At 32.8% G+C, this 13,183-nt stretch carries 11 protein-coding genes; all 11 read right to left on the reverse strand.

Annotation, left to right across the window (positions count from 1 at the left end; genetic code table 11):
- Positions 1-82: 82 nt before the first annotated feature.
- Positions 83-391 carry a 30S ribosomal protein S10 gene (gene rpsJ, locus BP769_RS05480; RefSeq protein ID WP_409198582.1) on the reverse strand — a complete coding sequence of 103 codons (309 nt, stop codon included), beginning with the start codon at positions 389-391 and terminating at the stop codon, positions 83-85.
- A 136-nt stretch (positions 392-527) separates the two neighbouring features.
- Positions 528-1,769, reverse strand: a complete 1,242-nt coding sequence (gene tuf, locus BP769_RS05485) for a translation elongation factor EF-1 subunit alpha (RefSeq protein WP_413825289.1) — start codon at positions 1,767-1,769, stop codon at positions 528-530.
- A gap of 284 nt (positions 1,770-2,053) precedes the next feature.
- Positions 2,054-4,246 carry an elongation factor EF-2 gene (locus BP769_RS05490; RefSeq protein WP_413829036.1) on the reverse strand — a complete coding sequence of 731 codons (2,193 nt, stop codon included), beginning with the start codon at positions 4,244-4,246 and terminating at the stop codon, positions 2,054-2,056.
- Positions 4,247-4,288: 42 nt separating this feature from the next.
- The gene (locus tag BP769_RS05495; RefSeq protein ID WP_409198579.1) at positions 4,289-4,849 is read right to left on the reverse strand and encodes a 30S ribosomal protein S7; all 561 of its coding nucleotides are present in this window, start codon (positions 4,847-4,849) and stop codon (positions 4,289-4,291) included.
- Positions 4,850-4,863: 14 nt separating this feature from the next.
- Positions 4,864-5,289, reverse strand: coding sequence for a 30S ribosomal protein S12 (locus tag BP769_RS05500; RefSeq protein WP_409198578.1), 426 nt, complete (start codon positions 5,287-5,289; stop codon positions 4,864-4,866).
- A gap of 707 nt (positions 5,290-5,996) precedes the next feature.
- The gene (locus BP769_RS05505; protein ID WP_413823839.1) at positions 5,997-6,428 is read right to left on the reverse strand and encodes a NusA-like transcription termination signal-binding factor; all 432 of its coding nucleotides are present in this window, start codon (positions 6,426-6,428) and stop codon (positions 5,997-5,999) included.
- A 6-nt stretch (positions 6,429-6,434) separates the two neighbouring features.
- Complete coding sequence (locus BP769_RS05510) at positions 6,435-6,734, reverse strand: 50S ribosomal protein L30e (RefSeq protein WP_409198576.1); 300 nt, start codon at positions 6,732-6,734, stop codon at positions 6,435-6,437.
- Positions 6,735-6,743: 9 nt separating this feature from the next.
- Positions 6,744-7,901, reverse strand: a complete 1,158-nt coding sequence (gene rpoA2 / locus BP769_RS05515) for a DNA-directed RNA polymerase subunit A'' (protein WP_409198575.1) — start codon at positions 7,899-7,901, stop codon at positions 6,744-6,746.
- Positions 7,902-7,920: 19 nt separating this feature from the next.
- Positions 7,921-10,530 carry a DNA-directed RNA polymerase subunit A' gene (locus BP769_RS05520; protein ID WP_409199065.1) on the reverse strand — a complete coding sequence of 870 codons (2,610 nt, stop codon included), beginning with the start codon at positions 10,528-10,530 and terminating at the stop codon, positions 7,921-7,923.
- A gap of 57 nt (positions 10,531-10,587) precedes the next feature.
- A complete protein-coding gene (rpoB, locus tag BP769_RS05525) occupies positions 10,588-12,420 on the reverse strand; it encodes a DNA-directed RNA polymerase subunit B (protein WP_409198574.1) in 1,833 nt (610 codons plus the stop codon).
- 14 nt (positions 12,421-12,434) lie between these two features.
- Positions 12,435-13,183 (reverse strand): DNA-directed RNA polymerase subunit B'' (locus BP769_RS05530; protein ID WP_413862211.1); only part of this gene is annotated, 749 nt, incomplete at its 5' end.

Consider the following 13,183-nt stretch of genomic DNA (forward strand, 5'->3'; position numbering starts at 1 on the left):
GAATGGGGTATAAAATTGTGCTAAACACTTAATAAAAATAATTTTATTTTTAGCTACAAATTATATCTTTAGATTCATTTAATTAACTTTTTAATTCGATTTCGATACTTACATTATCTGGAACATTGACTTTCATTACTTGTCTCATTGCTCTTTCATCAGCACCAATACCGATTAATCGTTTATGAATACGTAATTCCCATTTTTCCCATGATGCTTTTCCTTCTCCATCAGGAGATTTACGGGTAGGCACAACTAATTTTTTAGTTGGTAATGGGATTGGGCCTGAAATATCTACACCTGTACGTTCTGCAATCTTTTTAAGTTGATCGCAAACATAATTGAGTTTTTCAGGGTCTGTTCCTGTAAGCTTGATTCTTGCTTGATTCATCTTATCCTCCAAAAAAAATAAAAAGGCTCAAAAATCTATTATAAAAGATAAAAAATTAATTACATCCTTCCATAATATTGGGAGGATGTAGGATTTTTATAATGTTCTTTTATACTGATTTTAATTGTTATCCAACTTATTTAGCTGGAGTTACTGCAATACATACTCCTGCAGCAACGGTTTGACCCATATCTCTGATTGCGAATCTTCCCATTTGAGGGATTTTTCTTGCATCTTCAATAACCATAGGTTTTGTAGGTCGTATTTTAACAAATGCAGAGTTACCAGTTTTTAAGAAGTCAGGGTTTTCTTCTTCAACTTGACCAGTAGCTGGGTTGATTTTCTTTGTTAATTCAATGAAAGTACAAGCTACTTGAGAAGTGTGGCAGTGGAATACTGGGGTGTATCCTACAGTGATAACTCCTGGGTGTTGTAATACAACAATTTGTGCATCAAATTCTTTTGCAACAGCAGGTGCATCGGAAACATGTCCAGCTACATCTCCTCTTCTAATATCGTTTTTACCTACTCCACGTACGTTAAATCCGACATTGTCTCCAGGTTCTGCTTGAGGTAATGCTTCGTGGTGTTCTTCTACAGATTTTACTTCTCCGGAAGCTCCTGCAGGTTCGAATATTACGTTATCTCCTTGTTTCATTACACCAGTTTCAACTCTTCCAACAGGTACAGTTCCAACTCCAGTAATGGAGTATACATCTTGTACAGGTACTCTTAAAGGTAAGGTTAAAGGTTTTTCAGGTGCATTAAGTTTGTCTAATGCAGGTATGAGTGCATCTCCTTTATACCAAGTCATGTTTGGACTTTTTTCTTTAATGTTGTCTCCTTCAAATGCAGATAATGGGATGAAAGGTACTTGATCAGGTTTGAATCCAATAGATTTAATTAAAGTAGAAACATCTTTCTTTACTTCATTATATTTGTCTTCACTGTAATCTACAACATCCATTTTGTTTACTGCTACGATTAATTGATTGATACCTAAAGTTTTAGATAAGAAAACATGTTCTTTTGTTTGTGGCATTACACCATCGTCTGCAGCTACTACTAATACAGCTGCATCTGCTTGGGATGCTCCAGTGATCATGTTTTTAACGAAATCTCTGTGTCCAGGACAATCTACTACAGTAAAATCATATTTGTTTGTGGAGAATTTTTGGTGAGCTAAATCAATAGTTACTCCTCTTTCTCTTTCTTCTCCTAATTTATCCATAACAAATCTGAATTTGTTTTCACCGTCATCTAATTGTTGTTCCGCGATTGCACCTGCTTCTAATAACATGTGTCCAACAAGAGTGGATTTACCGTGGTCAACGTGTCCAATAAATGCTAAGTTTATATGTTCTTTTGCTTTTGCCATTATAAAAACCTCATTTTAATAAATTAATTTTTTATTAGTATAATTTCTTTATTGGTTAAGTAAAGTTACTTAACAATATATACAATAATTGATATTATTTTTCATAATATATAACTTTAATGTTTATATATTTTTTTCATAATATAAATCTTGATTTAATAAATAAAAATCATTACTCTGAATCATAATAATTTTATTATTATTAATCATTTTCAGAGTTTATTTGATTTGAATTTTTTAATTTTAATTAATCTAATAATATTAATTTGAAATCGTAAAGTGATTTATCCTAAGTAATGTTCTGCTCCATAAGGTTCAGCAGATAATCCTTTTCTTTGTCTGATTTCTCTAATAATTTTAGATTGTAATTCTCCAGGTAATCTTTCGAATCCTGCCATTTCAGTAGACCATAAACATCTACCTTCTGCAGCGGATCTAATATCACCTGCAAATCCAAACATTTCAGCTACAGGTACTTTAGATTCAATACTGACCATGTCTCTGTCTTGAGTCATGTCAACAATTTGACCTCTTCTGTTTTGAATTTCTCTAGTACATGATCCCATGTATTCAGATGGAGTGTTGATGAATACTTTTTGCATAGGTTCAAGTAATGTAGGTTTTGCTAACATGATAGATCCATAAACAGCTTTTCTGATAGATGGTAATACTTGTGCTGGTCCTCTGTGAACTGCATCTTCGTGAAGTTTTGCATCTACTAATTTGAATTTTAATCCCATTGCAATTTCATTTGCAACTGGACCATCATCTAAAGCAGATTCGAATCCTTCAATAAGGAGTTCTTTTACTTCATCTAAGTATTGGATACCACGAGTTGCATTTATGAATACACTCTTATTGTAAACATCCCATACTTTTTTAGCTTCATCTTTTTCCATTCCATATTCTTGGAATTCTGCAGCAGATTCTTTACCTTTGACTTTACCTTCTTTTATTTTACCTTTTTGCATTGCTTTGAATAATTCATCATCTAAAGGTTCAACGGTAATATAGAATCTGTTATGTTTGTTTGGAGATTTACCTTCAACTGGGCCTGCTTTTGCAGATACAGTTTCTCTGTATACAACGATTGGTTCAGAAGTTTGTATATCTACACCTTTTTCGTTGATTCTGTAACTGATAACTTCTAAGTGAAGTTCTCCCATACCAGATACTAAGTGTTCTCCAGTTTCTTCATTAATTTCTACATGAATTGTTGGATCTTCTTTAGCTACTTGTCTTAATACTTCAATAAGTTTTGGTAAATCTTTTGTGTTTTTAGCTTCTACAGCAACGGTTACTACAGGTTCGGATATGTGTTCTAATCCTTCAAATTCTACAATTTTGTGTTCAGGATCACAAATGGTTTCCCCTGCTATTGCGCCTCTTGCACCAGCAACATATACAATGTTACCTGCTGGTACATTATCGGTATTAACTCTTTCTGGTCCGAAGTAGACACCTACTTGTTGAACTCTAGCTTTTGCATGTCCACCTACTAAGAATACTTCTGTACCTTTAGATATGGTACCTCCGTATACTCTTCCAGTAGCAACTTCTCCTGCATGTTTATCTACAGTTACATTGGTTACCATTACTGCTAATGGTCCATCAGGGTCAGTAGTTGTCATGGTTTGTCCTGCAGGACTTTCAATGTCTCCATCCCAGATGTGTGGTACACGATATGCTTGGGATTCTTTTGGACTAGGTAAGTGTTCTACTACCATACCAAGTAATACTTCTGTGATTGGTACTTTGTGAGCTAATTCTTTTTGTTTATCATCATTACAGTAGTCTATGATATCTTTGAAGTTGATTTTAGTTTTTTGCATGATTGGAACATTTATAGCCCAGTTATGGTAAGCTGATCCAAATGCTACACTTCCATCTGCTACATCAAATTTCCATGCATCTCTAAATTCTTCTGGAGCTACATTTTTTACGAGTTTGTTTGCTTCAGCTATGATTTTAAGGAATCTGTTTTGTAATTCATCAGGTTCTAATTTTAATTCATTAATTAATCTATCTACCTTGTTGATGAATAAAACAGGTTTAACATGTTCTTTTAATGCTTGTCTTAATACAGTTTCAGTTTGGGGCATGATACCTTCAACAGCACATACTACAACTACAGCTCCATCTACTGCTCTCATTGCACGAGTTACGTCTCCACCGAAATCAACGTGTCCTGGAGTATCAATTAAGTTGATTAAGTATTCTTTACCATCATAATGGTGAACCATGGATACGTTTGCTGCATCGATTGTGATACCACGTGCTTGTTCTTGTTCATCGAAATCTAAGAATCTTTGATCCCCTGCAAGTTCTTCAGAAATCATTCCTGCACCTGCAAGTAAGTTATCAGATAATGTTGTTTTACCATGATCAATGTGTGCTACAATACCAATGTTTCTAATAGATTCTGGTTTGTACATTAAATCCTTGATCTTTTCAATCATTTTATCTCGTCTACTCAAAATAATCACCTATAATAATAATTTTTTGTGTTATTTTAACACTTAATGTGCAGCTTTTGCTACTCTTTCTTTTTCTTCTTTCTTACGTAATGCAAAGCTTCTAGAATCTTCATTTGAAGCCATTAATAATTCATTAGCTAAACATTGTGCCATAGATTGTTTGTTTTTGAATGCTGATTGCATTGTTCCTAAACTTATGAAACCTAATGCTAAATCTACTCTTCTTTGTGGGGAAATATCTACAGCTACTTGGTATCCTATTCCACCGTATTTAATACGAGTAGTTTCTTCACGAGGTGCAGATTTTTCTACAGCTTTTACTAAGATTTGAACTGGATTTTGTTTGGTTTTCTTTTGAATAATTTCTAATGCATCTCTTACTGTAATGTATGCTTTATTTTTTTTACCAGAATTTCTTTCAGTTCTCATTAATTTGTTCATTAATCTTTCTACGATAGATACTTTAGATTTTGCAAATTGTCTTTTAACATGTCGACCTGATGTATGAGGAACAATGGTTTCATCTAAGCAGATGTATCCATTTAAACCTAAATCAGAAATTTTAACATCATCTAATTCATATTTTTCAAAAATTTGACTCATACGGATTACCTCACTTATCTTACTGGTTTTTCAATTTTTCCAGATACCATTTGTTCTAAAGCTACATTATTAACTTTAGATACTTTCCAACGAACCCCAGGAATATCTCCCATGGATCTTCCGGATGGTCCTCCGATTCCTTCAATCATTACTTCATCGTGCTCATCGATAAATCCTATAGCATTGTCCCCTGGAGCGAATGCTGTTAATTGTTTACCGTTCTTAATTAATTGAACACGTACACATTTACGAATTGCAGAGTTAGGTTGTTTTGCTTCTATTCCTACTTTTTCAATTACAATTCCTCGTGCTTGTGGAGCTCCTTCTAAAGGATCTGCTTTAACATCTAATCTTAAAGCTTTTCTTTTGTATTCCACATCTTTCCATTTAAAATGTTGTCTTTTACTTTTTAATTTTTTTGCAGCAAAAAGTCCTGGCATATTATATCCTCTTTTTCTTTTGTCTGTGAAAGATTATAATAATATAATTCATGATTATGAATTAGAAATCCACCGCTGCGATTTACTATAAAATTTTCTTTCTTCACAATATAATCTTTTTTATAGCAATCTAAATTTCTAATTTATAATAGATATTATAATTATAGAATCTATTTTTTTTGTAATAATACCTTATTTTAGTTTTAAAACTAATTTGAAGGTTTATAAATTGTATTTTTTAATATAATTAGCTAATTATATTTAGTAATATAATTTTTTTATATTTAGTTTTTGGATTATTTTTTCATTAAATAAATAACGTTAACACTGATTAATTATTAGTTGATTAATTTTAAGTGTTAAAACAAATTGATTTTAAAAAATTAGTATTATTTAATTTTTATACAATATGTTGATTTATGGATTTATTTAATTTTAATAGGTTTTTTGTTATAAAGGAAATTTCTATTGTAACTAAATTGCACACATTTAGCTTCATAGTATTTACTAAATACATTTTTTTTATAACATTAAAATTTGGTTTATGTAACCATACCTATAATATCAATAATTATGTTTTACTACATTTATATATGTTATGTTTTTTCAAGTTTATTTTTTGAAAAAAATCTATTTTAGAAATAAGTTTTTAGTTAATTTAATTATTAAATATTTTTAAAAAAAGAAAAAATAAGTAATATCATTATTTATTTTAAAATGATATTACTTATATTATGTTGTCTTTTAGCTAAAAGTTTAGCTCTTTCTATGTTAACACCGTTTTTACCAATGGCAATACGTTTGTTAACAGAGTCTGTTGCAACTGTAGCTATTTTTTCACCTGTTTCTTTTTGGAGAACTTTAATGTTTTTAAGTTCTGCTGGAGCTAAAATATTTTTTATGAAAGTTGTTGGATCTTCTGAAAATTCGATGATTTCAACACCTTTATCTACAGCTTTTTGAACTTTGTTGACTGTGCTTCCACCTTTACCGATAGCTAAGCCCATGTCTCCATTTTTAACAACAAAGGTTACTTTACTATTATCTTCATCAATGATACAATCTTTTACCATTGCACCAGTTAAACTCTCAAAGAGAGCTATGTATCTGATTTCATTTGCATTAAATTTAATAGACAATTAAATCTACCCCAATATTTCTAATATAGTAGAATCTCCTGGATCGTTAATGATTAAAGTTGCTACTGTGAATGGTTTTCCACAAACAGAACCTAATTCTACACTGGTACCTTCATATGTTATGAATGGTATTTCAGAAAGTTTTGAATAGTATTCAACATCTTCTTTAATTTCTTTAGGACTGTTTGCTGCTACTACAGCTAATAAACCTCTTCCTAATTTTAAAGATTGAATTGCTTTTTCTGAGCCTAATGTGACATCTCCTGTGTCTACTGCGACTCTTATTCCTCTATCTACGTCCATCATCTGCCTCCTTTATTTATTTGGTTTCATTATGACACTAGCTGAGCCAGTACCAAGGGGTATTGGTTGTCCAATAATAATATTTTCTATTACACCGGTTAAATGATCAACTTCTCCTCTTATACTTGCATGAAGTAAATGTTTACTGGTTTCTTCGAATGCAGCACGAGCAAGAACACTTGATTTTTCTCCACTAATTCCATGTCTTCCTATAGAGTTAACTACTCCTTGGTGAGTCATCATATCTGCAACTAACATTATGTGTCTTATATCAACACTTAACCCTTGTTCTCCGAGAGTTCTAGAGGTTTCATGTATGATTGCGTTACGAGCTGCTTCTATACCAAGAACGTTTTCTATTTCGTATATATCATTAGTGGAAGTTCTAAATTTGTCAATACCTTCTATTTTTAAAACTTGACCTAAATTTGATCCTTCTGTATGTATTGTGAATTCATCTTCTTTACGTATAATTACTTTTCCGATATTTTTAATACCACTTACTTGTAAATCACGTACTTTATCTGAGAGAAGTCTTAGTTCACGAATTGATTGTTTTGAAGGTTCAAATGTAAGCATGTTGTCTTTTATATTTACTTTCTTAAAAGCTTTTTCTATACTTGCAATTATATCATCATAGTCAAGTCTTTTTTCTTGAATTTTTTCAACATCTAATTCTGCTTGAACATTCATTTCAGCATAATTTAAATTGAAATCTTTAATGACATCATTGATTGTACTTTTACCGATTCGGTTTGCTAATTTTTTAACAAATTCTTCATCGTTATTGTATTCTTCTTCAAAGTAAATATCCATTGTTGGAGTTGAAATTTTCTTTCTTGCATCAACAATTTCTATAAGTCTTGGTAGACCTAAGGTAACGTTTAATTCTGCTACCCCTGCGTAGTGAAAAGTACGCATGGTCATCTGAGTACCAGGTTCTCCTACAGATTGTGCAGCTACAGTTCCAACAGCCTCCCCAGCTTCAACATGAGCTCGTTCATAGGCTTCTTCGACTTTAACTATTAATTTATCTAATTCTTTATCAGTTAAATCTCTTCTTACATAAGCATCTGCAAGACTGAGAACATATTTTTCAGGAAAATCGATTTTTCTCTTTTTAAGAACTTTTTCTACTTTAGTTATTGCTTTATCCATTTCTTCTGCCATACTAACCTTACTCCTGAATTTATTTTTTAACTCTCATTTCATCAATTAGTTTATCAAGGTCTGCTGCATGTCCATAATCACTTTTTGCTGGATCTACTCCATCTTCTCCGAACATGGTTTGAACAACTTTTCCTCTATTATCTGTTACTAACCCATTTTCTTTAACTTTTAAATCTTGTAAAGCATTTACAAGTCTTCTTTGCATATAACCAGATTGTGCTGTACGAATAGCTGTATCAACAAGCCCTTCTCTTCCTCCCATAGCGTGGAAAAAGAATTCTATTGGATCTAATCCTTCTTTATAACTTGAATGAACAAATCCTTTAGCTTTAGCACCTAATTCGTTTCTTCTGAAGTGAGGTAAAGTTCTTTCAATATAACCTCTGTGGATACGACCCCCACGAACAGATTGTTGTCCTACACAAGCAGTTATCTGAGTTAAGTTAAGCATAGATGCTCTTGCACCAGTACGTGCCATTACTACACTGTGGTTATCCATTCCAAAGTATGCTTCAGCAATTTCCCCAGATTTATCCCGAGCTTCACCAAGAACTTGCATGATTTTCATTTCTAAAGTTTCTTCTAAACTTCTACCAGGTAATGCTTCTAATTCACCAGCATCAAAAGCTTTAACTAATTTATCTACGTTTTCTTCAGCTTGATCTAAACGTGCTTCAATTCTGTCACTAGCTTCTTCTGGAATTTCTTCATCATTAGTACTTGTTGTGATTCCTGTTTTCATGATTCCACAAATAGCTAAATCAGTTGAACGATCTAAGAATTCTCTAGCTCGATCAGGACCATATTCCTTAACAATTTTATCTAAGATTTTACCACTGAATGAACCATATGCTTTTTCATCTATAGCTCCGTATTCGAGAACCCCATTTTCAATAACAACATATGCATCATTTTCACATGAAGTTCCTAAACATTCATCACAATGTCTACAGATTTCTGCTTTATAATGCATATTAAGATCATCTGGTAGGAGTAAACTGAATAATTCTTTTCCAGTCCAATCTTCATATTTACGTTTAGGTATTGCTAAATGGGATTTTCTGATTATTTGGAAAGCTTGTTCTTCAGTAAATGTTGATCCATCACGGGTTAATAAGTATGCTCCACTAATATGATCGTGGATAGCACCAATAATTGGACCACCAAAACGAGGAGAGAGAATATGTTCTTGTACTCTCATTAATGATTTTGCTTCTGCACGAGATTCATCTGTTTGGAATACGTGCATGTTCATTTCATCCCCATCGAAATCTGCATTGTATGGAGGACATACACAAAGGTTGAGTCTGAATGTTTTATATGGTAAAACTTTTACTTCATGTGCCATCATACTCATTCTGTGAAGTGATGGTTGACGATTGAATAGAACAACATCTCCGTCTTTTAAATGTCTTTCTATAATCCATCCCGGTTCTAAGCTTTCTGCTATGTTTTCTTTGTTTTCATCATAGACTCTCATTTTTCGACCGTCTAATCTGATTACATAGTTAGCTCCAGGATGTTTATTTGGTCCATTAAGAACATGTTCTTTCATTTTGTTAATATTCCATTCATTAACATAAGTTGGAACAGTTACTTCTTTTGCAATCATTTCAGGTACTCCAACTTCATTAATACTAATGTTTGGATCTGGACTAATTACAGTACGTGCTGAAAAGTTTACACGTTTACCTGAAAGGTTACTTCTGAATCTTCCTTCTTTACCTTTTAATCTTTGAGCTAAGGTTTTTAATGGACGACCAGATCGATGTCTTGCTGGAGGTACTCCTGATGCTTCATTATCAAAGTAAGTTGTTACATGGTATTGTAATAATTCCCATAAATCTTCTACAATTAATTGTGGAGCTCCTGCTTCCATGTTTTCTATTAATCTTTGGTTGATTCTTAAAATATCAACTAATTTATGGGTTAAATCATCTTCAGATCTTTCACCAGTATCTAAAGTGATTGAAGGTCTTACAGTTACTGGAGGTACTGGTAATACTGTTAATACCATCCATTCTGGACGTGCTACTTCAGGGTTTACTCCTAAAATGTAAGCATCTTCATCTTTGATTCTTTCTAATTTTTCTCTTACTTCAGATGCAGTTAACTTGTAATCTCCTTGAATGATAGATATTGGTTTATCTATTTTAACAGCTTCTTGTTCTGCTCCACAATGTGGACATTCATCTTTACGTGCTACATTATAGATTTCTTTAATTAAGCCGTTTAGATTTTCCCCATTTTCTTTTAATTCATTCATTTTATTTGTGTAGGTTTCAATTTCAGAATCATCTAAAAGGATTCTTCCACATTCATTACAAGTTGAACGTAAGATTTTATGAATAATATCTCCAAAACCTACATGTATTACAGGTCTTGCTAAGTCGATACTTCCAAAGTGCCCTTGACATTCTCCTCCTCTAAAACCACAGGTTCTACATTTTAAACTTGGGTCTATAACACCTAAATGAGGATCCATTAATCCATTTTCAATTGGGTATCCATCTTCATCGTAGGTATCGGGAGTTTCAATTTTAACAACAGACATTTTCCGAATATCATCTGGTGACATTAATCCAAAATCTATTTCATTAATCTGTTTTATAATTCCTTTTTGCAAAATATTAGCTCCTTTTAATATATTTTATTAGTAATCATAAGTCCGTCTTTGTTAAGTTTCTTATGCTTTATCTCCTAATACTAATTTAGGGAAGATACATAAACTTTTGAGTTCATCGAGTAAAAGTTTAAATGCATATGAAATTTCTACTGGGTAAGATTCTGAATCGCCACATATTGGGCAGTATTTTTTATCTTTGTTTTTATCGTATACTGCTAGCATACCACAATTGTCACAAACGATTGCTTCATACTTATCTGATTCATCTAAGAGTCTTTCTTTTAATGATAATGCTGCTCCGTGAGCTATAAGACAATCTCTTTCCATTTCTCCAAATCTTAAACCACCTTCACGTGCTCTTCCTTCTGTTGGTTGGCGTGTGAGAACTTGTACTGGTCCTCTTGAACGAGCGTAAACTTTATCTGTTGTCATGTGGTGTAATTTTTGGTAGTATGCTACTCCTACAAATATTTCTGCTTCGACTCTTTCTCCAGTGGAACCATTGTATAATGATTCACAACCTGCAGATTCAAATCCATGGTCTTTTAAGGTTTGTTTGATTTCGCCTTCAATATCATCATTGAATGGTGTTCCATCAATACGTTCTCCTTCTAAACAAGCTGCTTTACCTGCTACCATTTCAAGTACTTGTCCTACAGACATTCTTGATGGTATCGCATGGGGGTTTACTATAATATCAGGTATTACTCCATCTTCTGTGAATGGTACATCTTCTTGGGATAATATTAATCCAACTACCCCTTTTTGCCCGTGTCTTGAAGCGAATTTATCTCCGAATTCAGGTTGTCTTGTTTCTCTTACTCGGATTTTTGTTAATTTACTTCCTTCAACAGTTTCGGTTAGTAATACTGCATCGACTATACCTTTTTCACCGTGTCTTACGGTTACACTTGTTTCTCGTCTTTTTTCAGCTACTGTACCGAATTCATCGATTTCTTCTAAGAATCTTGGAGGGCTTGTTTTTCCGATTAATACATCTCCAGATTCTACATGTGATTCTGGGTTGACTATTCCATCTTCATCTAAGTTTCTGTATGATTCTTCAGATCTGTATCCTTTTACTCCTTTTTCTGGGACTTCGAATTTATCTTCTTGTCCTCCAGGGTATCTTCTTTCTGATGCTTCATATGATCTGAAAAATGAACTTCTTCCCATTCCTCTTTCAAGAGAAGATTTGTTTAGGATCATTGCATCTTCCATGTTATACCCTTCATAACTCATTAATGCTACTACTAAGTTTTGACCTGATGGTCTTGCATCATAATTGGTTGCATCAATAATTCTTGTTTTTACTATAGGGGTTTGTGGATGATGTAATAAGTGTGCTCTTGTATCTGTACGTAATGCATAATTTGATACGTATAATCCAAGTGCTTGTTTGGTCATACCTGCTTCCATGGTATTTCTTGGAGAAGAATTGTGATCTGAAAATGGGATGATTCCTGCACATATACCTAACATAGTAGATGGGTCGATTTCTAAATGAGTTATATCTTCATTTAAATCATTTAATGTCATTGCTATGTATGCATTTTCTTCTTCTTCTGCATCTAAATATTCAATTAAACCCATGTTTATTAAATCATTCCAAGTGATTTTTCCTTTTTCAACTTGATCTAAATGTTCTTCTGTAAGTAATGGAAGTCCATTTTCTACTATGATTAAAGGTCTTCGAGCTCTTCCTGGATCATTGAATATGTAAATTTCATCAGTATCATTATAATAGGTTATGTTCATTTCATCAGATACTTCACCAGCTCGTCTTTTTTCTCTCATTTGTTTAGTGAAATCTATAGGGTCGTTTACTGAACCAATGAGTTCCCCATTAATATAAACTTTAGCTTTGTTAACTTGATTTGCTGTTTCTGTCACGGAATTCCTCCTGATTATTTGTTTAATACATTCATTGATTCAATGGTATCTACTATTTCTTGAGTGTCTGAACCTTCGGATATTTTACATAATAATGCTAAGTTTTTAACTAATCCACAATTAGGTCCTTCTGGAGTTTCATTTGGACATATTTTACCAAATTGTGTTGGGTGTAAATCTCTTGCTTCAAAGTGGGGTTGACTTCTTGTTAATGGGGATACTACACGTCTTAAATGTGAAAGTGTTCCCATGTAACTGGTTCTATCTAATAATTGACTTACTCCAGCTCTTCCACCTACCCAATTACCTGTTGCTATAGCATGTTTAATATTTTCTGTTAGTACATCTGAACGTACTGCTTGTTTAATAGATAATGTTTTTCCACGTGATAAGCTTCTTTCTAATTGGTAACTCATATCTCTAGTTAGACTTGTGAAAGCTACTCTAAATAAATCTTCCATTAAATCTCCAGATACTCTGAGTCTTTTGTTAGTGTAGTGATCCTTATCATGGGGATCTCTTTCTCCAGCTATTACTTGGAGTAACATTTCAGTCATTTCTGCAAGGTATATTGCTTTATCATGACGTCTTTCTGGTTCGGTTCCCATGTGTGGTAATAAGTATCTGTCAATAACATCTTCAGCTCTTTTGATTCTGTATTCTTCAGTCATACCTTTTGCTACACGATTTCCTATGAATTTTATTGCTGCTTGAGTTAAGTAATCTTCTTTTTCTTCAGCAGATAATTCTTCTAATTCTTCAG

It is taken from the genome of Methanobrevibacter sp. UBA417 (genome assembly GCF_002508845.1).
Lineage (GTDB): Archaea > Methanobacteriota > Methanobacteria > Methanobacteriales > Methanobacteriaceae > Methanobrevibacter_A > Methanobrevibacter_A acididurans.